Source organism: Parasphingorhabdus cellanae, from assembly GCF_017498565.1.
In the GTDB taxonomy this organism is placed as follows: Bacteria; Pseudomonadota; Alphaproteobacteria; order Sphingomonadales; family Sphingomonadaceae; genus Parasphingorhabdus; species Parasphingorhabdus cellanae.
In genome coordinates this window covers 218,788-240,557 of the sequence record NZ_CP071794.1, presented here as the reverse complement: position 1 = coordinate 240,557, position 21,770 = coordinate 218,788, and the positions used below count along the sequence as shown (strand labels likewise).

General features: G+C 47.6%; 21 protein-coding genes and 1 tRNA gene. 15 read left to right on the top strand and 7 right to left on the bottom strand.

The features are described 5' to 3' along the window. Nucleotides 1-101: 101 nt before the first annotated feature. Nucleotides 102-1,073: a UDP-glucuronic acid decarboxylase family protein gene (locus J4G78_RS01155; RefSeq protein WP_207988066.1), complete on the top strand. Its 972-nt coding sequence runs from the start codon at nucleotides 102-104 to the stop codon at nucleotides 1,071-1,073. Here the strand turns inward: J4G78_RS01155 and J4G78_RS01150 are convergent. Beyond that, nucleotides 1,064-2,155, bottom strand: a complete 1,092-nt coding sequence (locus J4G78_RS01150) for a glycosyltransferase family 4 protein (RefSeq protein WP_207988065.1) — start codon at nucleotides 2,153-2,155, stop codon at nucleotides 1,064-1,066. The two genes, J4G78_RS01155 and J4G78_RS01150, sit on opposite strands and share 10 nt — an antisense overlap. A 72-nt stretch (nucleotides 2,156-2,227) precedes the next feature. Continuing rightward, the gene (locus tag J4G78_RS01145) at nucleotides 2,228-2,761 is read right to left on the bottom strand and encodes a hypothetical protein (protein WP_207988064.1); all 534 of its coding nucleotides are present in this window, start codon (nucleotides 2,759-2,761) and stop codon (nucleotides 2,228-2,230) included. 45 nt (nucleotides 2,762-2,806) lie between these two features. Here J4G78_RS01145 and J4G78_RS01140 point away from each other — a divergent pair, with 45 nt between their 5' ends. After that, nucleotides 2,807-4,222 (top strand): O-antigen ligase family protein, encoded by a 1,416-nt coding sequence (locus tag J4G78_RS01140; protein ID WP_207988063.1) that lies wholly within the window; start codon nucleotides 2,807-2,809, stop codon nucleotides 4,220-4,222. On the opposite strand, the gene J4G78_RS01135 is transcribed toward J4G78_RS01140, so the two are convergent. Continuing rightward, nucleotides 4,191-5,312, bottom strand: a complete 1,122-nt coding sequence (locus tag J4G78_RS01135) for a SurA N-terminal domain-containing protein (protein ID WP_207988062.1) — start codon at nucleotides 5,310-5,312, stop codon at nucleotides 4,191-4,193. The two genes, J4G78_RS01140 and J4G78_RS01135, sit on opposite strands and share 32 nt — an antisense overlap. Here J4G78_RS01135 and J4G78_RS18355 point away from each other — a divergent pair. Next, entirely contained in the window at nucleotides 5,195-5,449 is a 255-nt protein-coding gene (locus J4G78_RS18355; RefSeq protein ID WP_375140347.1) for an XrtV sorting system accessory protein, read from the top strand. The two genes, J4G78_RS01135 and J4G78_RS18355, sit on opposite strands and share 118 nt — an antisense overlap. 27 nt (nucleotides 5,450-5,476) lie before the next feature. Here the strand turns inward: J4G78_RS18355 and epsI are convergent, their stop codons facing one another. Together epsI and xrtV are read right to left on the bottom strand one after the other, a co-directional pair. Next, nucleotides 5,477-6,199: an exosortase-associated protein EpsI, V-type gene (epsI, locus tag J4G78_RS01130; RefSeq protein WP_207988061.1), complete on the bottom strand. Its 723-nt coding sequence runs from the start codon at nucleotides 6,197-6,199 to the stop codon at nucleotides 5,477-5,479. Next, entirely contained in the window at nucleotides 6,196-7,074 is an 879-nt protein-coding gene (gene xrtV, locus J4G78_RS01125) for an exosortase V (RefSeq protein ID WP_207988060.1), read from the bottom strand. The genes epsI and xrtV overlap by 4 nt, the downstream gene beginning before the upstream one ends. A gap of 450 nt (nucleotides 7,075-7,524) precedes the next feature. Here xrtV and J4G78_RS18325 point away from each other — a divergent pair, with 450 nt between their 5' ends. The 3 genes from J4G78_RS18325 (at nucleotide 7,525) to J4G78_RS01110 (ending at nucleotide 10,246) form a co-directional block, all read left to right on the top strand. Continuing rightward, the gene (locus tag J4G78_RS18325) at nucleotides 7,525-8,508 is read left to right on the top strand and encodes a cell wall hydrolase (protein WP_207988059.1); all 984 of its coding nucleotides are present in this window, start codon (nucleotides 7,525-7,527) and stop codon (nucleotides 8,506-8,508) included. Between the two features lie 177 nt (nucleotides 8,509-8,685). Next, the gene (locus J4G78_RS01115; protein WP_207988058.1) at nucleotides 8,686-9,657 is read left to right on the top strand and encodes a hypothetical protein; all 972 of its coding nucleotides are present in this window, start codon (nucleotides 8,686-8,688) and stop codon (nucleotides 9,655-9,657) included. A gap of 67 nt (nucleotides 9,658-9,724) precedes the next feature. After that, nucleotides 9,725-10,246: a retropepsin-like aspartic protease family protein gene (locus J4G78_RS01110; RefSeq protein ID WP_207988057.1), complete on the top strand. Its 522-nt coding sequence runs from the start codon at nucleotides 9,725-9,727 to the stop codon at nucleotides 10,244-10,246. A gap of 28 nt (nucleotides 10,247-10,274) precedes the next feature. Here the strand turns inward: J4G78_RS01110 and J4G78_RS01105 are convergent, their stop codons facing one another. Next, nucleotides 10,275-10,946, bottom strand: coding sequence for a PEPxxWA-CTERM sorting domain-containing protein (locus J4G78_RS01105; RefSeq protein WP_243457173.1), 672 nt, complete (start codon nucleotides 10,944-10,946; stop codon nucleotides 10,275-10,277). Between the two features lie 425 nt (nucleotides 10,947-11,371). Between J4G78_RS01105 and J4G78_RS01100 the strand changes: the two genes are divergently transcribed. The 3 genes from J4G78_RS01100 to J4G78_RS01090 all read left to right on the top strand — a co-directional run bounded on the left by J4G78_RS01100 (nucleotide 11,372) and on the right by J4G78_RS01090 (nucleotide 14,433). Continuing rightward, nucleotides 11,372-12,028, top strand: a complete 657-nt coding sequence (locus J4G78_RS01100) for a PEPxxWA-CTERM sorting domain-containing protein (protein ID WP_207988056.1) — start codon at nucleotides 11,372-11,374, stop codon at nucleotides 12,026-12,028. Nucleotides 12,029-12,218: 190 nt separating this feature from the next. Beyond that, nucleotides 12,219-12,503, top strand: a complete 285-nt coding sequence (locus J4G78_RS01095; protein ID WP_207988055.1) for a hypothetical protein — start codon at nucleotides 12,219-12,221, stop codon at nucleotides 12,501-12,503. 862 nt (nucleotides 12,504-13,365) lie between these two features. After that, nucleotides 13,366-14,433, top strand: a complete 1,068-nt coding sequence (locus tag J4G78_RS01090) for a sugar transferase (RefSeq protein ID WP_243457172.1) — start codon at nucleotides 13,366-13,368, stop codon at nucleotides 14,431-14,433. A gap of 460 nt (nucleotides 14,434-14,893) precedes the next feature. Here J4G78_RS01090 and J4G78_RS01085 read toward each other — a convergent pair. Further along, nucleotides 14,894-14,983: transfer RNA gene (locus J4G78_RS01085), tRNA-Ser, on the bottom strand. Between the two features lie 233 nt (nucleotides 14,984-15,216). Here J4G78_RS01085 and J4G78_RS01080 point away from each other — a divergent pair. From J4G78_RS01080 to metG, 6 genes are read left to right on the top strand one after another with little or no spacing between them, the layout of a single operon-like run. Next, nucleotides 15,217-16,257 carry a lytic murein transglycosylase gene (locus tag J4G78_RS01080; RefSeq protein ID WP_207988054.1) on the top strand — a complete coding sequence of 347 codons (1,041 nt, stop codon included), beginning with the start codon at nucleotides 15,217-15,219 and terminating at the stop codon, nucleotides 16,255-16,257. Further along, nucleotides 16,241-17,272, top strand: a complete 1,032-nt coding sequence (locus J4G78_RS01075; RefSeq protein ID WP_207988053.1) for a septal ring lytic transglycosylase RlpA family protein — start codon at nucleotides 16,241-16,243, stop codon at nucleotides 17,270-17,272. Before J4G78_RS01080 ends, J4G78_RS01075 begins: the two co-directional genes overlap by 17 nt. Nucleotides 17,273-17,313: 41 nt before the next feature. Then, nucleotides 17,314-18,474: a D-alanyl-D-alanine carboxypeptidase family protein gene (locus J4G78_RS01070; RefSeq protein WP_207988052.1), complete on the top strand. Its 1,161-nt coding sequence runs from the start codon at nucleotides 17,314-17,316 to the stop codon at nucleotides 18,472-18,474. A gap of 4 nt (nucleotides 18,475-18,478) precedes the next feature. Then, nucleotides 18,479-19,105: a dTMP kinase gene (tmk, locus tag J4G78_RS01065; RefSeq protein ID WP_207988051.1), complete on the top strand. Its 627-nt coding sequence runs from the start codon at nucleotides 18,479-18,481 to the stop codon at nucleotides 19,103-19,105. Between the two features lie 4 nt (nucleotides 19,106-19,109). Then, nucleotides 19,110-20,144 carry a DNA polymerase III delta subunit-related protein gene (locus J4G78_RS01060; protein WP_207988050.1) on the top strand — a complete coding sequence of 345 codons (1,035 nt, stop codon included), beginning with the start codon at nucleotides 19,110-19,112 and terminating at the stop codon, nucleotides 20,142-20,144. A gap of 48 nt (nucleotides 20,145-20,192) precedes the next feature. After that, complete coding sequence (metG, locus tag J4G78_RS01055) at nucleotides 20,193-21,767, top strand: methionine--tRNA ligase (RefSeq protein WP_207988049.1); 1,575 nt, start codon at nucleotides 20,193-20,195, stop codon at nucleotides 21,765-21,767. The last annotated feature ends 3 nt before the right edge of the window (nucleotides 21,768-21,770 follow it).

Below are 21,770 nucleotides of genomic sequence, written 5' to 3'. Positions count from 1 at the left end.
TGCTGCTTCTCAACGCTAGCAGATTAAATATATCATCACTATTGCTAGCTATGGTCGCCGCCTGTATCGAACAGCGCATTGATTTCACCGGAGATATTGGCATGAGCCGCGACTACTTTTTACAAAAACGTGTATTGGTTACCGGTGGTTGCGGGTTTCTTGGTTCACACCTTATCGACCGGCTGATCGAACAAGGTCACGAAGTTCTTTGTGTCGACAACCTGTTTACGGGCTCCAAAAGCAATATATCCCATTTGCTGCAACATCCACGTTTTGAGTTCATGCGGCATGATGTCTGCTTACCCCTCTTTGTCGAAGTGGATGAAATCTATAATCTCGCCTGCCCGGCATCACCAATTCACTATCAGCACGATCCGGTTCAAACCACCAAGGTTTCGGTCCATGGAGCTATCAATATGCTTGGCCTCGCCAAGCGTCTAAAGTGTAGGATTTTGCAAGCGTCAACCAGTGAAGTCTATGGCGATCCGGTCGTACATCCCCAAACCGAAGACTATTGGGGGAATGTCAATCCAATTGGTATTCGTTCCTGCTATGATGAAGGAAAGCGCTGTGCTGAAACACTGTTTTTCGATTATAATCGGCAGCATGACATAGAAATAAAAGTTGCTCGAATTTTCAATACTTATGGTCCAAGAATGCACCCTTCCGACGGCCGGGTTGTCTCTAATTTCATAATGCAGGCCATCAGGGGGGAAGATATCACTATTTTCGGTAATGGCAGTCAGACAAGAAGCTTCTGCTACGTCGATGATCTAGTTGATGGCTTGATGAAGCTTATGAATAGCAGTGACGGATTTACTGGACCGGTAAACATCGGTAATCCCAATGAATTTTCTATCAGAGAACTGGCTGAATTGGTTGTCGAAATGACAAATTCTGGATCAAAAATCATTGATCTTCCGCTACCGCAGGACGATCCAAAACAGCGGCAACCTAACATTGGTCTGGCCAAATCAGAGCTCGGCTGGGAGCCGACGATCGAATTGAAAGAAGGCTTGGAAAAGACAATAGCCTATTTCGAGAGCCTCGATACTATTCCTGCTCAGCTCTGATCACTCATTAATTCCGTTAAAAATTCACGATATTGACGGGCAATATTTTGCCAAGCAAAATTGGTTGCGCGTTCAGATACTTTTACCGGTGCCGCTTGCTTGGCAGCCAAAGCGTCTGTCAGCGCTTTTGTGACTGACGGAGTATTTTGCGTATCAACCAAAAACTCTTCATCGCCAACAATCCAACGCAAGCGCTGCGTATCGTGACCAACAATAGGCAACCCACAAGCCATGGCTTCCGGAAAAACATTTCCGAAAGATTCCAGCAACGACATATGCAAGAATACGTCTGCAGATTGATAAAGTGTCGGCATTTGATCAGGGGTCACAGTCAATTGCGTGAAACGGCCGGGTAGTAATTCTGCAGCCAACGCCTTTACCTCCTCGCGCATCGGTCCATCGCCAGCCACCACTAGATGAGCATCGCCCATTGGCGCCACCGCTCGAATACCGTCCAATACCCGTTTTGTAGGAATGAGCGCGCTGACCATCAAAATAACCTGCCGATCGGCTGGAAAACCCAGTGCGGCTCTATCGCCAGCCCCCAATTTGAACCGATCAATCGAGATACCGTTGGGAATAAGAGCGCAGTTCCAGCGATCCTTATTGGTTTCATAATAGTCGGGATTTGTACAAACCAGCCCGTCGCAAGAAAAGAAGCGGTATTCGGCGTCATTCGAAACCGCTGGCCATTCGCCATTTTGGGTTATGAATAGATTCAAAGGCTTTTTACCGCCCAAAACGGGGCGCCGCAGAACCATATTGGTAAAGGGAAAAGAGCAAGTTAGCACCGCATCGAAATCTGACGGCTGATATCGTAGAGCCAAATTGGCAGCAAAAGTGGCCTCTTCATATACCGTTTCACTGCGAAACAGAGGGATGAAGGGGAATTTTTCAAAATTTTCACGGCGAATCGAACTGGCATGTATAAACTTATAGGGATCATCCGGCCGTGCCTGTCCGGATCCAATAACCGTCACATCATCTCCGGTTCTTGCGAGTTCTGCTGCAACAGATAACAGAGCTATTTCTGCACCGCGCTCATATTTGTGAAAGCCCGGCAAAGCGAACAATAATCTCATTATAGCCAAATCCCCGATAAATGACGCTTCGTTACCGCAACAGTAAATGAAATCAAATGCGTTAATCATCTTTCATTTAGAGTTTAACAGCGAAGATTCATGCACCAGCTCCGACAACCCGGATATCATAACAGCAATGGCTAAACCCGCCCATATCCAACCGATTACCATCACACTTGCAAATTTTTGATATAGCAAAGCGTCAATCTCGTGGAACGAGATAAGTTCCAACAAAAACACCGAAATCAAAGCAACGGTAGCTGCAATAGCAGCAAAGCGCGTCTTGGATAGCGATCCGAATTTTCTCGCCCTGATAAGATAGCGTGAAGAAAGTGCCAGCACTAACGCAAGTAAAACGAGCACCAATGCCCATTGGATTACAGCACGATCACTATATATTTCCGCTGACTGCATAACATCATTGACCATGACACGAAGTCCGTGGCGCAATCCAACCATCAACTCTATTGCGAAGACCAAATATAGCGCGGTTAACCATCGCCAAATGATCCACCCAGTCGAGCGCCCCGCCATGACACAACCAAAAAAAGCGGTCAGAAACGCAAATATTCCAACAGCCTGGGTAGGATTTTCGAATAGAGACATTTTGCAGCTATAGCCTATAATACGCAATAGAGCAGGGATGAACGGATGAACGCAATATCGATAACCTATATTGCGTTCTTTCTACTCGGCATAGCCGCATTTTATGGGCTTAGACCACAGAAAGCCGTGGCGATCGTTTATGTTTCTGGTCTGTTATTTCTTCCGGTTTCTTACTACCCATCATTACCAATCGAAATTGCAAACGCCGAAATGCTGTCTTCCTATCAGATCATGACTTCTGCCCTGCCGGCCGACAGTTTGATTAACAAAGCACTGATAGCCGCGATAACAGCGTTAGTTGGAGCCATGATATTCGATTACCGGAAACTCGCCACTTTCCGTCCAACGGTGATTGACCTTCCGATGGTTGCATGGTGCCTTTGGCCACTTATCCAGTCCTTTTTTAGACATGTGAGTCCAGCAGGCTGGATATCAAGCCTTTACATACTCGCCATTTGGGGTTTGCCATGGTTGCTTGGGCGAATATATTTTCATGATCGGGCAGGGCGGTTGCAGTTGGCCGACATAGTGATCGGTGCCACCTTATTTCTCTTGCCAATTGCAATCTTTGAGGGAATTTCCGGGCAACGCGTTTACGAATGGTTTTTTGGCGTTCATCCCTTTGCGAATGTCGGAGCGGAACGATATTTCGGATATCGCCCACTCGCCATGTTTGAAGATGGTAATCAATACGGGTTATGGGTGTGTTGTACCGCGCTATTGGCTGTCTGGCGTTTCAAGACTCTGCCATCAGATCATAATCGAAAATTGCACTGCATCGCCGCCGTGATATTATGCATGATGGCGATAGCGGCCCAATCGATCGGTGCTTTGCTGTTAATGTTTATCGGTATGACAGTGGTCCTGTTCGATAGACTGTTGCGCTATTCCATCAGGGCAGCTGTGCCGGCCATGATTTTGATATCACTCGCACTGGCGGTATATGGAAGTGGCGTGATCCCGCTCAGATCAATCGCGAAAGAAACGGTCGTCGGGCAGGTTGCCTTGGATGTATTGCGGACCACTGGCCGCAGTTCATTCTCCTGGAGAATATCTCAAGATCAGCAAACAATTCCCCAAATCCAGGAAAATCTGATCACAGGCTCTGGTCAGTGGGACTGGTGGCGAGAGCTGGGTCGCCGTCCTTGGGGCCTGTGGTTGTTACTTGTCGGTCAATTTGGATTGATTGGACTCATGCTAGCCCTCGGTTCGCCCATAGCCGCCATGCTGTCGCGCTTACGAAATAGCCAATCCATTCAAGCAAAAACGATTGAGCTCGACGAAACGCGGGACGATCCCTCTTCCGCCTTAGTGCTCGCTATGGTCGTAGTCATTATGTTGATCGACGCGCTATTGAACGCTTTCATCTTCTTTCCAGCAGTGATGTTTGCCGGAAGCTTATTGTATCGATCTGACGGTAGGAAGGAGCCTAACCCGAAGGCGCTTCAACAGCTTTCTTGATTACATCAGGCGTATCGGCTTCTCCACCCTTTTCCGCAGGTGGCGCGAAACCGGTCTGATATGTAATTTCAGCCTTTGCTTTCGCTTCTGTCAAACGCTGCTTCATGATCTTCGCCATTTCTTCGTTGCGTATGGCTTTGACGGCGACCGGGCCAGCTTGCTCTGCATTATAAGGCACTTTTTGTTGCGCTTTGATAACGCTCGCCGTCACGGTTGCTCCGGTAGGAATCACAAATGGTTCCCCAGGAGCCAGTGACACGATTTGCGCCATCATTGCGGGCGGAACCTGAACGGAATCCATTTGTGCTGATTTACGCACAAATTTTATGTCCATGTCTGTCAATATCCGTTCTACATCGGCCAGTGTTTGCGCCACTTCCAACTGCTTCAAGTCGCCGAGATTAGCTGGTGCCGGAAAAACTATCTGATCAACCGCGTAAACTGTCCGATTAGCAAAAGTGAATGGATGGGCTTCGGTGTAACGATCAATAGCCGCCTGATCTGGAACTTTGATTGTTGTGCCGGCCTTGTCTGCATACATGCGAACCAACAAAGCTTCGCTAAGTTGACGCTGACGTATAAGATATGAAGGATCTTGATCTATGCCACTTTCCTTAGCCGCTTGCGCCAGCAGCCGGCGATCGACAATCTGCTGAAGTGCTTGTTGCTGAAGAACTTCCTTGTCTGCACCTTCTGGAACATTTGCTTCGCTCAACGCCGCATTGATCTCCTGCAATGTCACTTCTTCGCCATTCACTACAGCCGCCACTTGACCTTCGGCTGTTTTTTCACAACCTGTAAGCATCACAGCGCTTGCAGTGATACACATCAACGCGCGTTTTTTGACAGATATAGTGTTCAACATGGTTACTTCTCCCGCAGCTTTGTCCAGTAAAAAGACAAAACGAATCATTGGCTTGTTAGACGACCCATAAAAATATACAGCAGCATGCATAGCAACGGAGGACCGAATTGGAAACCATTTACGATTGGCTGACAGTCGCAATTTTTGGCGGTTTAATTGTATTATTTCTTGATCGTTCGGTTGAGGATGATCCACCAGATCATCTGTGGCAATATCTTGTCGCATCGGTGGGTTGCGCTGGCGCCAATTATCTTGGCAACGAGGGTTACCAGTTGGCGGCTGTCGCGGTTATAGCGACAGTTATCACCTTCATCATGATGGTTCTTAAGCCCTTTGACAAATTCAACCGACCCAAAGAATAAGCTCAGAGTGGCTTAGGAATGAAACTGCTAACCGTTGCTTTTTATTCCGCTTAACAGGGCTCTTCCCTGATCATTCATATTTTGGTTCAATTGGGCCGCAAATTTTGAAAGATGCGGCATGGCCTCTTCCATCGTTGGTGCAATGAGCGAGGCCCTGACCAAAACGCCATCAGGGATTACACCTTCAAGATTGGCCCGAACCACGGCAAGTCGCTGCTGGCTCCATGTCAATGGAAATTGATTGCCTACACGCGTCCAATACAGAACATGCTCCGTGCGATCGCGCCCGGTAGCGGTAAACGCATTAGCCGCGATATTTCCACCCACACCATTTTCGATCGAAACAGGACGCGTGGGTGTCAAATTATAGCCGCCGGCTGGATAGCATATCTCTGGCCGATGCACCTGCAACACCCCATCTTGGGTATTACTATAAGCGGTCAGAAACATGATCGGCGGGTCTTCGGGAGCCGAATAAACCCGGGTAACAAGGTTATCATATAGCCGGTCAGAAAGAGCGTCAGGTGGCGGCAGCACTACACCACTTGACGTTTTAAACTCCCACGATCCTATTCTTTCAGGTATTAGTTTCTCGAAATCTTCCTTTTCTACCGCAGGAAATACAACTTGCGGCGTGCGAGCGTAAGCCAGACCAGCGGCCAGACAAAAGGCACCGCCCATGATCAAGTGTCGGCGATTAACCAGCGAACTTTTGCCCGCTATCACATCCGATTGCGATTCAGCGTTCATGCCGCATCCCTTTTTGTATGAAGTCGACGCCAAATTGGTTCCAATACGCTGTCGATCGCAAAAATCGTTAAAACGGCGATCATGAACATAGTGATCCCGGCAAAATTATGCATGAAGCCTTGTGCGGCCGCTTCGCCAGAATAATAAGTGAGCAAGATCAGAATAAGAACGCGAATAAAGTTGGCGATAATGGCCACTGGAATAATCATAGAACTCAAAAGCAACGAATATCGCCAGTCGGCTTGATGTCGGACATAAATATAAAACAAGGAAATGGCTGACAGCGAGACAAGAGAGTTAAGTCCTGAACAGGCGGCGGCAACCAATAATTGATACTGTCCAATTTGGATCATAACACCTGCACCGCCAATTGGATATCCCAGTACATGCAGAAAGCTGATCGCAGCCTGCGAAATAAGAATCTTCAGCGGTTGGGTGATAAGAGCGATGAGCGTATCGGGCGGCGGAAAAACAAACAGCATATAGAATAGCGGAAACCACATCAGCTTCATCGCGGTTCGCCCTACGATACTGTAAAGCGCTATGAGCACCAGGCTATACATCAAATAGCCTTCGATCTCGACGATCTGCGTAATTCTGGCGAACAGGAACAGCGGCAAACATATAGTGGCAAGCAATAGGATCGGTAAGGTGGACGCAGGTTCCATAAATGGTTTTGCAACCACCCAGCGTCTGCGTAGCAACCAAAGACCTGTAAATAGAACGATTGGGCCATGCGCACCGGTCTCTTGTGACCAACTCTCTTGGGAAACGAACATCATGGTCGGTATGATGATTGCCACCAACCCCACGGCCAAAAGAATATTGGCAAAGTTCAAAGGTGGCAGCGTTAACCGCGCGGTGGTGCTAGTCATGATTGGTAATCTCTACCGCTACTATAACAATTTTCACTGAACTTGAGCATGCATAACCTTTGATCTTACAAAATGCTGAAATCTTTACTTTTCTGTAAACAATCCCGTATCATATTCGATAAGCAGTTTCCAGAAATACAAGCATCAACCAGAGCTTCAGCAATATCTGTGCTAATTCGATACAATCATGATCCTATTTGTTGATGGCATATGCTATCTTCTTACGCATCAAAATTATATATCAGCCACAGGTCCAGATTTGAAAATTGACGATAGTCGATTTGTTTTCATGTACATTCGAGTGTAGTGGGCCGCTGTGCAACATTGGTAAGGGTCATGGGCGCTTCAATTCGCTGAACGTTAGAGCAAATGAGAATATCAGACGTAGACCAAAATCCGACAGCAAACCGGCAACCTGTAAGAGCATGGAGAGCCCGTTGGCGAACCTTCATGCTATTTGTTGTGCTTTTTTGCCTGATACCGCTAGCGGGGCTTTTTCTCTCCTCTACCTCAATCTTCCATCGAGAAAAAGCGTCTATAAGTGGTGTTTCTGTTCCGCTTGCCCCACCTAAAGAAGCTCTGGTTTCTGCTTTGCCGGGATTGCCAAACGCGGTTCCGGACATTGCCGAACAATTAAGCCTTAATCTAAGTGCTGAAGATGCGATAAAGTTGAATAATTCTATTCCCGATTCAAAGAGAGAAATAGTTCCGGCAAGGCCATTTTCTATTCCATCAACCGTCGCCTCACAATTATCACGAAGCACCGCGGTCAACTGTCTGACGTCTGCTATTTATTACGAAGCAGCAAGTGAAGCTGAGCAAGGCCAAAGGGCAGTAGCACAAGTCGTGTTAAACCGGGTCCGGCATCCTGCTTATCCGAATAATATATGCGGTGTGGTTTTCCAGGGATCAGAACGCTCAACGGGCTGTCAATTTTCGTTCACTTGCGACGGGTCGCTCGCTCGTAAACCGATTCCTGCAATTTGGACAAGGGTTCAGAAGTTAGCAGCAGATGCTATTTCTGGAAAAGTTGAAAAAAGTGTTGGTACAGCCACCCATTATCATACCGTCTGGATTGTACCATATTGGGCAAAAAGTTTGGATAAAGTCAAAACGGTCGGCTCTCATATTTTTTACCGTTGGTCCGGTTACTGGGGTAAGCGCCAAGCATTCTCCCAGCAATATATCGGCGAAGACTTATCAGATACGGCCAGCGAGGATCGCGAAAACGATGATGTGATGGAATACGCACTGGATGAGCAATTGTCAGATGAGCAATCGACCTATGTTACGGAAGTGGATCCGATCATCACGCCTAAATTCGAGGCGGCACCAAGCGCAAAAACAATCCCGAAAAATGGCGGTGTGGCCGCGGATAATAATCAGAGTCCGCTCGCAGCAGACCGTAACAAAGGCACTTTGATACTAGACTGATATGATGTGGTGCCAATGTTCTACGCGGACCTTGCTAAGATCTCCGCTGAAGAAGTAAATGCTCCGATCAGCTGCTCTATAATAACGGTGTGTTACTAAATTCCTGTAAAAACTCTCGAAAACCCTAGACTTAAGCAAGTTTGGTCGATATCTGCTTTTCCTTCAAGGGTGCGTGGTATGGCAGAAAAAGCAAAAACTGGATTTCTCGAGATAATTCGCAGCAACATTATACCTGTTGCTGTTGCCTTTGCTCTATTCATTTTCCTGTTTTTATTGCCGCAGTCAGTATTTTATCGCGGACTAATCTCGTATCTGGCCGAGTGGCAATTTACCTGGTTTGGTAATTATCTTCCTATCTTTACGGTAATTCTACCAGTCCTTTTATTGACGATATTGCTGATCCTGATTCTGTGGCTGATATTCCGTTTGCGTAATAAAGATAATCAAGGCGAGCCCGAAATTTCAGTTGCAGAACAAGCAAAAAATGCTTTGGGAAAAGCTCGTTTGGCCATGTTTAGTTTTTTTGCTCTTGCTGCATTTTCATTGTTGGCAGTGATAGTAACGTTGGTCTTAATGATGACTCTGCCGAATGAGAATGGCAAAGCTCAGAAAATTGATGTCGGAAGCCTTCCATTTACGGAACCCGAAGAGGGCAGGGCGGAGCTTAACGGTGCTCTCGACTGGCAAAAACTGGCAACAATCAAGCGCAATCTGGTTTTCGCCAGCCAACGCACATATTTTATACCAATCGTAAGCCAACTCGCTGATCGAAAATCTACGCGATATTTTGTTCAAGTATTCCGTCCAGAATTCGTCCTACCCAGGAATCAGATGCCGGGTCGTTCGCCAGAACGAGAGCATCTTTTGGAGCAAGGCCTAATCACGCCAACTAAAGATGGGCCAAGCGGTCTGGTAACAGGCGTATTGCGGCAAGACGGTTTGCCAGAGGAAATCGTTCTGCTCTATGAAAAAGCCGGTGTGGAGGTGCACCCCGACCACTATGTGCTTTATCGCAAGACTGCCGACATGCATTGGCCATATTGGGGCTCAGCGTGGGCATTTTTGTTGTTCGGGATCGGGGCTTTTCTGTTCGGCCTCTACCAAAAGCGCCAACATAAGCGCCTGAAAGACGGCATCGACGACTCTTGACATATTAATCCGCCGTTTACCCTTTCGCTGAAGGGTTCTAAAATAGCTTAGTCGCTATTAAGCGTTAATGTTTTCGCAACCTATCAGCATGCTTTTGAGCAGTTTAACGCTTTGCGGAGCAATTCTGGCCGGGCTGCAGGTTTCTTTTTTCTCAGCAACATCAACAGCGTCTGCTCTTACCGCATCGGTTGAGATCAATGGACACGTAGCTGATGGAATCGATTCGTCAGGAAAACATCTTATACATCGTGCAGCGGATGGTCTTTTCTACGTCAATGGAAAAATAAACGGTATTCCGGTAAAATTCGCCATAGATACTGGAGCAACCGTCGTCGTTCTCAATGCAAATGATGCTGAGCGAGTGGGTTTAAAGCCCCAACTGACATCGACCCATCGTATTAGAACCGCAGCTGGCTATAGTGCGATGAAATGGGCTGATGCAGATGAACTAGTTGTTGCCGGAAAACGCCTTGGAAAAATTAATATTGCCGTTATGGACGGTGGCCCCACGGTTTCTCTGCTGGGGCTGAGCGCGCTGTCGCGTATGGAGACAGTCACGATCAAAAAAGACAAACTCATCATTCGATGAGTCATTCTATAATCAGGAGTGTGAATTTCTAAATGGCGGCGATTTTCCGTCGACTACGACGCAGAGCTGAACCAATCAAGGTGAAGCCGAGAATGAACATCGCCCACGTCATAGGTTCGGGAACCGGAGAAATGACAGGAGGATCTGCCACAGGAGGCTCATCTACCGGAGGATCAACCACAGGGTCAGGATCGTTTAATGTTCCCGGGCTACCGCCACCGGAGCCGCCGCCAATTCCACCGGGACCACCGCCACGATTGCGCGGCGTATTTCCAATGTTGCCGCCCGGTCCAGGATTTAAAATACCACCGGGAACCGTTTGAGCTTCTGCCAATTCAGTTGGTAGATCGCCAAATTGCGGGACAGCTGCAACCGGATTATTTCCTCCAACTGCCTGCGAAGCAACATCGCGAGGGTCAGAAGGCAAAAAACGAGATCTTAATCTACGCTCTGGGCCATTGGCTCCATATCCCATCAACCGATCCAGCAGGGCATCCGCTCCACCAATCGTGAGATATGTAATAGGCAGTTTCTCCGGGACTGCCGTAAAAACAAACGGAGTCTCCGTTTCGGGCACCCACATAGCGCGATCATTATAGGGGAAAAGTGAAGCCAAACCAATGGCAGAACCAAAGATTAGAACCGCAGCGCGGCGACGGCGATTCGCCGATGCTATCAATCCACTCAAATTATCTGACACAATTTAATTCCCTGATGTCACAAGCCAACGCGGCCAAATATCGTTATCAAACGGTTAATTAGGCAAATTTATCGAATTTTGCAACGTCGTTTACCAGTTTCGGCCGCTTTAAATGTACAAAATTGTAAAATATAATATTAGTACACGGCTTATCCTTAAGAACCGAGTTATTAAGAGCGCGATTTGCCACATCAAGCTCAATTTCAATATGTTATCAAAGCACCTCATACTAAATATTTTAATTTTTAACCCAATAGCACACTCAGCTTCTGTCCCATATCTGGACGCTATCTCTGAATCCAAACATCAGCGATCTAAAAGGTAAACAAAAGGTTTACGAATCAATGAAGAATGCCTAAAACTCAATCTAGGTCGTATTATTCACTAAGCTGCAAGCGGTTTGGTACAAAATAAGGTTTGTTTTTATGTCGCTAAAAAATTTCGCAAAAGCTGCAGGATTGGGAGCTTTACTTTGTTCAACGTCAGCCAATGCTGCTATTGTTCTTTCTTACGCCCCTGTTGACGCTGTCTATAGTGGAGCAACTCCCGTAATCGATTTCGATTCACCGACACCTGAATTTTCAGGTGCAATCGTTACGGGAACTACGCCAGGCGATTTCACTGAGCCTCTCGGCGCTTCCGGCAACTATGGAGCAGTTGGCCCACTACTGGGGACTCCCGAGACACTTGATCTTAGTGGTATTCCAGGAGATCTGGCAGCCATAAGCTTTATTTGGGGCTCGGTTGACTTTAGCAACGTTCTTGATGTTCTAGATGCTAGCGATAACGTCATCTATTCGTTAACCGGCAAGCAACTGCTTGATTTTGGTGCGCCTGGCGGTTTGCCTTACACAAACCCAGAGCTTAACCCAGTGGTTACCTTGAGCTTCACTGATGGCGATTTAGGTCTGGCGAAAAAACTGCAATTCTCGGCAACAAAAAACTCATTCGAGTTCGATAACTTCGCAGTAAACGCTGTGCCAGAACCAGCAACATGGGCATTTATGATTTTCGGTTTTGGAGCGATTGGTACCGCATTGCGGCGCCGTCGGTCTGACAAGCCAGCTCTCAAGCTCGCCTAGTAAAGTTCAAACAAAGATTTTTAAAAGGCCGGTCCAATAGGATCGGCCTTTTTTGTTGACGGAGGCGATATCTGAAATTGAGAAACTGCGGTATCCAAATATTAGACCACGGTGAATATTTCCCCTAATTTCCAGCTTATTAACGATTGGGAAACCAATTTCAGCGCAAACCTGTGTTGGGAGGCCCAATATGCATGCGCGAAAAATTCGATATGATGACACTTTCATTGCAGATGAAGATCAAAAAAATGTAGCGGATACGATCAAAGTTACATCGACCGATAGCCTTCCTGTAGATTATGTTCCATCGCCCGCGCGGCAATTACAGCAACAATTGAAAGAGCAGTTTGATGATACTGTTGCTGTCGAAAAAATTGAAAAATACAGCGGTCTGTCAAGCATATCCATCATCGTTGGTAGCTGTTTAGCCCTCTGGACTGGCATAATATCACTCGGTCTCTGGATTTTCCAATAGACCGCTAAATCTCTTTTGTCAGTCCTGGCTATACTCGGATGGACGAACGACTTTTGTCTGTCAAATTTACAACGCAGCCAGAAAATTACCAATAAATCAGCCTTTCATTATAGTTTTGCGCCATATCTCAGCTAAGGGCATTTATCTTCATATTACGCCGCCGAAATAGGCCCGTCCTTCAGCCGATATAAAAAGTACAACTCATTATGTGGAAGACTTTGACGCACTGACCTATCAACGAGAAGTTGATGGCAGTGTCATTTCAATCTGGCGACGGGGATAGTTGCCATCAGGAAGTTGTCCCAAATCGGGAAACTAAAACCGACTAGTTGTTAATGGCTCTCTCCCGTTATGTCGGCTATTTGGGGTTCATGGCCTTGATAACAGGTCTATTTTGGCTAATTTTCCATAAAAGAACAACGATATCATCGAGTTGTAAGATTTAGGTTAACAAATCATTAGTTTGTGGCCTTTTGACTCATTTTGCTCTACGCCATCCTAGGGTTGCACGAACGTGTAAAGATGGATGGTGCGTTAGTTGGACGAGAGTTACCCTTTTTCAGGACAGCGATTAGAAAGTGGGACAACGGAGCGTTGGTCCCTTAAATCTGTTCGTCTTACCCTATATATTCTTCTGCAATTTCTCGATGTCATCGCAATTGTCGTTGGTTTCTTTCTCGCAAGTTTTTTGCGGGAAGACAAATGGCTCTCACCGCAGGGGTATCATATTGTCCTGCTAGTCGTTCCCATTTTCATGATGTTCGCCTTTACGCGAGACTCATATTCCATAGGCTCGTTAAAAAGCCTTTCCGAAAGCGTTCGCAGGCCATTTTCCGCGCTATTCGCGACGGCATTGGTCGTAATGATGTTCACATTCTTTTCGCAGACTGGCACCGACATATCTCGCCTGGCCTTTGTGTTTGCATTTGCTGCCAGCGCAACTCTTTTGGCCGTTGGCCGCTTTTTGGTGCATCAGATAGTTTGGTGGAAGCTCCGCGGCATCGTTATAGATCAATTATTGATACTTGATGGTGTGCAGCCAATCGCGTTTGAGAAAGGCATGTATTGCGTCGATGCCAAGGCTGAAAAACTATATCCCGATCCAATGGATCCCCACATGCTTTCGCATTTGTCTGAGGTTGTAAAAGGCTATGACCGTATCGTCGTTGCTTGCACACGTGAACGCAGATCTGATTGGGCTCTATTTCTCAAAGGTTCTGATGTTACCGGGGAATTGTTGGTTAGCGGAGCCAATAACCTAGGCGCAATCGGCTTAGGGGATTTTGATGGAAATGATACATTGGTGGTTTCCAGAGGTACATTAAGTCTTGTCAATCGATTGAAAAAACGAGCATTCGATCTAGCAATCACCATCCCACTACTCGTTTTCTTGGCGCCACTGCTAGTGATTGTAGCCATTGCAATAAAATTGGATAGCCCTGGCCCGGTTTTGTTCCGGCAACCGAGGGTCGGGCAGGGAAATCGTATTTTTAACATTTACAAATTTCGCAGTATGCGAGCGGAAAATGGCGATAAAAACGGTGATCAGTCCACCCAGATGAATGACCAAAGGATAACCCGGATCGGCAATTTTATCCGGAAAACCAGCATCGATGAACTGCCGCAGTTGATAAATGTCCTGAGAAGCGAAATGAGTGTCGTCGGTCCGCGGCCTCATGCATTGGGTTCACTCGCGGGCGACAAGCTTTTTTGGGAAATCAACCAGCGCTATTGGCTGCGCCACGCTTTGAAACCCGGAATTACCGGCCTTGCTCAAATTAGAGGCTTTCGCGGTGCTACCAATCGTCAAGAAGATCTTGAAGCTAGACTACAATCTGATCTCGAATATCTGGAAGGGTGGAGAATGTGGCGCGACGTCACTATCCTATTTGGGACAGCAAAAGTACTAATACATCCGAATGCTTATTAAACAAGAGCCCCTTAACCTGCTCAACGCGATGTCATTGTTCGAAATTTGATCCCGTGTTCAGACCATCTTGTAATCAACTTCGTCATTGGTGCCTCAATCTTCAAATGAAACAAATGAGATAGGTAAATCGCTATTAAGGTGAAAATCGTTGTCATGAATAAAATCGGCACAACGGAAAGTTCCAACGCTTTCAAAACGGCCACTAACAGCGTAATAATCATTATATGCGCGAGATAAAGCGTATAAGAGCTATCACCTAGCGGCGACAATTTCTCGACAAACTGCGGGAGATGGTATTGCTCCATAACAACGACACCGAATATCAAAAAGGCGCTAGGAATTCCCCAGATGATGATACTGGGCAGACTCCCGTACCCAATCATTATACCGAAGACAAATAAACCTATCGCGGAAATATAGCTGCTAGAAGGTGAGTTCTAAAACATTTCATGAATTTGGCTGGCGGACAGGGTGGGATTCGAACCCACGGAGAGCTTGCACCCTCGCCGGTTTTCAAGACCGGTTCATTCGACCACTCTGACACCTGTCCGCATTAGCCGAGAGCCTACTAGCGTCCTCCCTCTCAAAGCGCAAAGATTTTTATCTCGATTAACTTCGAGGGCATTAAATACAGGAAAACCAAAAATATGAACGAACTTAAAAAGCTGTGTTACAAGGCCTCATCCGACTACTTATCAGTTAACTGGTTTCTGATCTGCGATATTTAGGGATTCCCCTGAAACCAAGTTTGTGCGACAACATATTGAAGAAGGGAAGTTTTTCATGCGTTTTACCTCTGCGATTGCTTTTAGCGCACTTGCATTTCTAACGATACCGTCCAGTCCTGGTAACAATAGTGCGACCGCCCAGTCAGCCACTGGGTTTGATAATTATATGCAAGACGTCGGTCAAAAGGCTCTACAGCAAGGGGTAAGCCAAAAGACTTTGGATAGAGTTTTACCCAGCCTTTCGTATAATCCCCGTGTCATTCAATTAGACCAAGCACAACCCGGTGGTCGGCCCAATAGTGCTATTCCTCCCTTTGCGCCATATAAGCGGCGTCACGTCGACGCCGCGCGAATCAATGGAGGCAAGGCGAAATATCGGCAGCTCATTTCAAAACTTGCTGAGGTAGAGCGCGAAACCGGTGTTCCGGGCCCAATGATCATGGCTATTTATGGGCACGAGACCAATTACGGTCGGATTACTGGCAATTTTGATATTCCCAGAGCACTCGCAACATTGGCCTATGAAGGTCGGCGACGCGCTTTATTCGAGGCTGAGTTCCTAGCAGTTCTGAAGATGATTGATGAGGGGGTTCCGCAATCTGCGATGAAGGGTAGCTGGGCAGGGGCGATGGGCAAACCACAATTCCTTCCATCCGTATATCTCAAGCTAGCCAAAGATGGCAGTGGCGATGGCTATGCTGATATATGGAACAGTGAATATGATGCGGTTGCTTCAATCGCCAATTATTTCGTCAATGCTGGTTGGAGAAAAGGCGAGCCATGGGGAATTGCCGTTCGGGTTCCGGCATCACTTAACCGGTCAGCAATTGAGAATAAAACGAAAGCCGTGAGGTGCCCCCGGGTTCACGAGCGGCACAGCCAATGGAAAAACATGGCAGAATGGAGAGCTCTGGGCGTCGCTCCCGCAACCGGGCGTCGGCTTAGCGACGAAACAATGGCCACGTTGCTTGAACCAGATGGTCCAGGAAAGACCGCATATTTACTTACCGGCAATTACCGTGTGATATTAGACTATAATTGTTCCAACTTTTATGCGTTATCCGTGGGGTTATTGGCAGATGAAATTCGCAGTTAAACTGTTTCAAGCGGGCTTATGTACGGCTCTTCTGACAAGTTGCGGGACTATTGACGGAATCAATGACAATGCTGAAAAACGCATCCCGCAAAAGTCCTCCACGTCCAAAAATGCTGGAATATCAGATTTTCCGATAAAGGTCGGGAGCCCCTATAAAATAGGTGGCCGGACATATACGCCGGAAGATGTCGCTAGCTATGATGAAGTCGGTTATGCCAGCTGGTACGGTCAAGAACTCTCTGGAAATTCAACCGCAAATGGTGAGCTTTTCAATCCGGATGGTATAAGCGCAGCCCATAAAACGCTGCCTCTGCCTACTTATGTTGAAGTTACGGCCCTCGATACCGGACGAACAATCCTGGTTCGGATAAATGACCGCGGACCTTTTGCGAATGATCGTTTGATCGACTTATCGCATGGTGCAGCCAAGCAGCTCGGCATTGATCGTCAAGGCGTTGCCGGCGTGCGCGTCCGAAAGGTCAATCCCAACGAACAGGAGCGATCCGTGCTACGTAACGGCGGTGCCGCGACCCAACGTATTGATACTCCAGATTCTTTACTTTCCATCCTTCGAAAAAATCTTGCGAAACTGCCGAAAGCGAAAGCACCAGTGCAGCAAGCATCCACCTCGATGGCTACTTCACCGATCAACGACAGTGGAGTTGGAGCATCTTACGTTTCAGTATCTCGCAGCGAGCCGATATCATCAGAAGATCGAGACGGGAAGTTCATTGTCGAACGAGCAGAACGCCAACCAGTTTCGCCAAAGAAGGCATCCATTGCCAGTGCGCCCGCTCCATCATCGGGATATATCGTGCAGGTCGCCGCCTTCTCAAATAAAAGCCGGGCCGATGTGATGGCACGGAAAATCGGTGCCAAAGTCGTGTCTGATCGCACACGTACTATTTGGAGGGTTCGGTACGGGCCCTATGCTAACGAAAATGATGCGAAAGTGGGACTCGCGCAGACGCAAAAGCGCGGCTATAGTGATGCAAGAATCTTGCGCGCAAATTAGTCGCGCGCGGATGCCATATCTGATTTGAAACCGGGATATTGATGAACAAGATTTTATTGGCTTCACTGCCGCTTATCGCCATTTCTTCTGCTGTCATGGCGGCACCCAAATATGAGACGGATGCCCCGATCGCCTATATGACGGACCTGTCATCCGGTGCTATTTTATTTGAAAAAGATGCAGACAAACCGATTCCGCCTGCGTCCATGGCCAAAATGATGACCGTGTATGTCGCGTTCGACCAAATCGAAAAAGGCAAATTGAAGCTCGATCAGAAAGTCGATATCCAGCGCGCGACTTGGCAAAAGTGGCAGGGGCAGGGCTCTACCATGTTTCTTGGCGTGAATGACAATCCAACCGTAAAAGATTTGCTTCACGGTGTCATCACGCTGTCCGGCAATGATGCTAGCGTGGTCCTGGCCGAAGTCATTGGAGGAACCGAGGAAAATTTTGCGGATATGATGACCAAGACCGCAAAACGCATCGGGATGAAGAATAGCCGATTTGGCAATAGCACCGGATGGCCTGACGAAGGCAAAACCATGGTGACGGCGCGGGATCTTGGGACTCTTGGGGCGCGTCTTCCCGACGATTTCCCAAAACTTTACAAAGATTTCTTTGGTTTAACTGAGTTCACTTGGGGCAAAACCAATAGCGGCGCCCCGATCACGCAGCCCAATCGCAATCCTTTGCTTGGTAAAATTCCCGGGGCAGACGGGTTAAAAACCGGCCATACGGAAGAAGCTGGATTTGGTTTTACCGGCTCCGCAGAACAGAAGGGACGACGCATTGTCTCTGTTTTAGCTGGTCTTGATAGCTATAGTGGGCGAAGCAACGAGTCAGTCAAATTCATGAACTGGGGGTTTAACGCCTGGGAACCAAAAGCCCTTTTCAAAGAAGGAGCAAAAGTCCAAAGCGCTGAAGTCCAATTAGGCGACTCTTCCTTAGTTGATTTAGTCGCTCCAAAGGATTTGTTTGCGACCGTACCGAAAGGCTCCGACGGCAAGTTGTCTATGAAAGTGCGCTACAATGGGCCAATCAAAGCGCCGATTCAAAAAGGTCAACAAATTGCAACCTTGATCGTTTCGACCGGAGAATCAGGCACGCAATCTATGCCGCTAGTTGCGGCGGAAGCGATTGATGAGGCGGGATTTTTCGGGCGTGTCTGGGCTGGATTAAAGTCATTGCTTGGTATGGGATAAAAACATGGCTGGACGCTTCATAAGTCTGGAAGGCGGCGAGGGGACTGGTAAGTCCACGCAGGCGAAAGCCTTGGCCAAGGCGATTGAAAGCAAGGGTATCACGGTCCATCTCACCCGCGAACCCGGTGGAACGCCAGGCGCAGAAATAATCCGAAACCTTTTACTGACCGGCCAAGAGGACAAATGGAACATGCGGACCGAAGCGTTGCTATTTGCTGCAGCGCGGGCCGAACACTGCCAATCGTTGATAGAGCCCGCCCTTGAGAAAGATGAGTGGATTATCAGTGATCGGTTCATCGACAGTAGCCGCGCCTATCAAAGCGTTAGCGGTCAATTGAACGATGAAGATATTATGGCGTTACATAGAGTGGGCAGTTGCGGCCTGATGCCTCATCGCACTTTCATCCTTGATTTGCCCGAGGAAGTGGCTGCACGCCGCGCTGATGCTCGTGATCGCGGTGATAGCGACCGAATTGGCGGACGTGATAGCGACTATCATCATTCGGTAATGTCCAAATTTCGCGAATATGCAAAAGATGAGCCCGGTCGCATCAAATTGATTGATGCCGCAGAATCACAAGAAGATATTACGGCAAATTTGCTGCATGATCTGAGCGATCTGCTAGATTGACGGCATGACGTCATTTTTAGGCCATGACAAAGCACTGCGCATATTCCGCCAGTCTTTTGACAAAGGAACACTACATCACGCCTGGATCTTGGCGGGATCAAAAGGGATTGGAAAAGCGGGTTTTGCCAAACAAGCCGCTCAGTTCTTATTGGACTCAGATTCCACAGCTAACGGCAAAGACTTCAATCTTGATAATATGAGTCAAAGCGCCCAACTGTTAGCTGCTGGTTCTCATCCGGATTTTAGGCTCGTTCAACGCGGCGGTAAAACAGATAAGGAAGAGAAGAAAGCACGCGAAGAGGGATTAGAATCGCTCGAAGAACATGAACTGAAGCGTAACATCTCGATTGCTCAGATTCGAAACCTACAATCGCTTTTTGCTACTCAAGCCTCGATTTCGCGCTACCGTGTAGTCATCATCGACGCGATAGATGATCTTGAACGTGGCGGCGCTAATGCATTGCTCAAAAATCTTGAAGAACCACCGAAAGATACTGTATTTCTGTTGGTTAGCCATACACCTGAGCGCTTGCTTCCAACGATCAGGTCACGTTGTCAGATATTACGGTTCGATCCGCTCGACGATGACCAAATGCGACAAGCTCTATCGGCCTTGGCTCCGAAATTGGACCAACCAGAACTTAATGCCTTGATCGCAGCTGGCGAGGGCGCTCCTGGAAAGTCTCTTCAATATATCGATGCTGGTCTAGCTGAGCTGGAAAGCTTTGCTCGTGATATCATGCGAACGGGAGACAAGGATAATCAAATTAAGAACGACTTAGCGCGCAAATTATCGCTGAAAGCTGCAACCCCACGATATCATGCGTTTCTATCCCGCGCTCCCAGTTTGATAGCGCAACATATCAAGGCCGAAGGGATCAATTCCTCTGATACGCTTTCCGGCAAAGCCATAGACACCTGGCGCGAGGCGAGCAACTTGGCCGCAATGGCTATACCAAAAGCACTTGATAATCAGGCCGTTATATTTCGTCTGGGTAGCTTGATGGGAGCGCTTGCCGAACCCGACATGCGCGCATAAAGAGGAGCGATATGCGGCCGTTTTTGCCGGGATTCGAGAAAGCAATTCATGTCCAAGCCTTTTTATATCACTACCGCCATCAGCTATCCCAATGGCCCACCGCATATCGGACATGCTTATGAGGCCATTGCTACAGATGCGATTGCCCGATTTCAGCGTCTTTCGGGCCGCGATGTGCGATTCCAGACGGGCACTGATGAACATGGCTTGAAAATGGCGCAGGCAGCCGCTGCTAAGCAAATCGCACCGCAGGAGTTGGCGGATGAAATGGCCAATCAATTCATTGTGATGTGCAATAAACTTAATATTTCATATGACAGGTTTATTCGCACGACAGAAATCGATCATCACAAAGCAAGCCAGTCTATTTGGCAGGCTATGGCCGACAAAGGTGACCTCTATCTCGACAAATATGAAGGCTGGTACTCTGTTCGCGACGAAGCCTATTATGACGAAAGCGAACTAATTGAGGCTGAAGGCGAGGGGGGATCGCAAGAAAAGCTGTCTCCTCAAGGTACACCTGTGGAATGGACAGTAGAGGAAAGCTGGTTTTTCAGACTGTCCAAATATCAGAAACCTTTGCTCAAACTTTTCAACGATAATCCAGAATTTCTAAAACCGGATAGCCGCCGGAATGAGATGATCAAATTTGTCGAGGGCGGCCTTAAAGACCTATCAATTTCTCGTACTAGCTTCGATTGGGGTGTAAAAGTACCCGGCAGTGAAAATCATGTCATGTATGTCTGGATTGACGCACTGACCAACTATCTTACAGGGCTGGGTTATCCTCAGGAAACGGGTCTTTATCCCAAATTCTGGTCTGAAGGCAGCGATGTTACCCATATCATCGGGAAGGATATTGTGCGGTTCCATACAGTCTATTGGCCGGCTTTTTTGATGAGCGCAGATTTACCTTTGCCTAAACAGGTATTTGGGCATGGCTTTGTGCTCAATCGGGGCGAGAAAATGTCTAAATCGGTTGGCAACGTGGTCGATCCTGTCGCGCTTGCTGATACTTTTGGCGTCGACCAGTTGCGTTATTTCCTTTTATCCGAGGTTATATTCGGAAAAGACGGCAGCTATTCTGCCGAGATGATCGTCACAAAGACCAATGCCGATCTTGCCAATAATTTTGGGAATCTAGCGCAGCGCAGCTTATCAATGATCGCCAAAAATTGTGAAGAAAAAATTCCTTCAGCTGGGCCAGAGACGGCGGCAGAAGAGCAGCTTATCAGAGACTTAGGATCCTGTTTCACAAATATGAAAGCGTTGATGGAAAATGGCGACTACCCAATCCACTCAGCAATAGACCTTCTCCGAGAAAGGCTCAGCGCGACCAACCAATATTTTGCCGACCAGGCTCCTTGGGCTTTGCGCAAAACTGATCCAGCACGTGCTGACACCGTGCTTTACTATACCGCTGAATCCATTCGCCAACTTGCTATTATGTTACGATGGGTTATTCCTCAAAGCTGCGACAAAATGCTAGACTTGCTAGCGCAAGATACTGACAAGAGGTCTTTTGCCCACATGGACAATGTGATCGAACCGGGATTGACACTTCCGGTTCCGAGCGGAGTGTTTCCGCGTCTGGAAATGCCAGCTTCGGAAGGGAAGGGATAGTCA

Coding starts and splice junctions, on each gene's coding strand:
- J4G78_RS18325 (WP_207988059.1), top strand. CDS start 7,525: ATGCTATTTGTTGTGCTTTTTTGCCTGATACCGCTAGCGGGGCTTTTT.
- J4G78_RS01110 (WP_207988057.1), top strand. CDS start 9,725: ATGTTTTCGCAACCTATCAGCATGCTTTTGAGCAGTTTAACGCTTTGC.
- J4G78_RS01155 (WP_207988066.1), top strand. CDS start 102: ATGAGCCGCGACTACTTTTTACAAAAACGTGTATTGGTTACCGGTGGT.
- J4G78_RS01070 (WP_207988052.1), top strand. CDS start 17,314: ATGAACAAGATTTTATTGGCTTCACTGCCGCTTATCGCCATTTCTTCT.
- J4G78_RS01150 (WP_207988065.1), bottom strand. CDS start 2,155: ATGAGATTATTGTTCGCTTTGCCGGGCTTTCACAAATATGAGCGCGGT.
- J4G78_RS01140 (WP_207988063.1), top strand. CDS start 2,807: ATGAACGCAATATCGATAACCTATATTGCGTTCTTTCTACTCGGCATA.
- tmk (WP_207988051.1), top strand. CDS start 18,479: ATGGCTGGACGCTTCATAAGTCTGGAAGGCGGCGAGGGGACTGGTAAG.
- J4G78_RS01145 (WP_207988064.1), bottom strand. CDS start 2,761: ATGTCTCTATTCGAAAATCCTACCCAGGCTGTTGGAATATTTGCGTTT.
- J4G78_RS01075 (WP_207988053.1), top strand. CDS start 16,241: ATGAAATTCGCAGTTAAACTGTTTCAAGCGGGCTTATGTACGGCTCTT.
- metG (WP_207988049.1), top strand. CDS start 20,193: ATGTCCAAGCCTTTTTATATCACTACCGCCATCAGCTATCCCAATGGC.
- J4G78_RS01090 (WP_243457172.1), top strand. CDS start 13,366: ATGATGTTCACATTCTTTTCGCAGACTGGCACCGACATATCTCGCCTG.
- J4G78_RS01095 (WP_207988055.1), top strand. CDS start 12,219: ATGCATGCGCGAAAAATTCGATATGATGACACTTTCATTGCAGATGAA.
- J4G78_RS01100 (WP_207988056.1), top strand. CDS start 11,372: ATGTCGCTAAAAAATTTCGCAAAAGCTGCAGGATTGGGAGCTTTACTT.
- J4G78_RS01080 (WP_207988054.1), top strand. CDS start 15,217: ATGCGTTTTACCTCTGCGATTGCTTTTAGCGCACTTGCATTTCTAACG.
- epsI (WP_207988061.1), bottom strand. CDS start 6,199: ATGAACGCTGAATCGCAATCGGATGTGATAGCGGGCAAAAGTTCGCTG.
- xrtV (WP_207988060.1), bottom strand. CDS start 7,074: ATGACTAGCACCACCGCGCGGTTAACGCTGCCACCTTTGAACTTTGCC.
- J4G78_RS01060 (WP_207988050.1), top strand. CDS start 19,110: ATGACGTCATTTTTAGGCCATGACAAAGCACTGCGCATATTCCGCCAG.
- J4G78_RS01115 (WP_207988058.1), top strand. CDS start 8,686: ATGGCAGAAAAAGCAAAAACTGGATTTCTCGAGATAATTCGCAGCAAC.
- J4G78_RS01135 (WP_207988062.1), bottom strand. CDS start 5,312: ATGCGACAAGATATTGCCACAGATGATCTGGTGGATCATCCTCAACCG.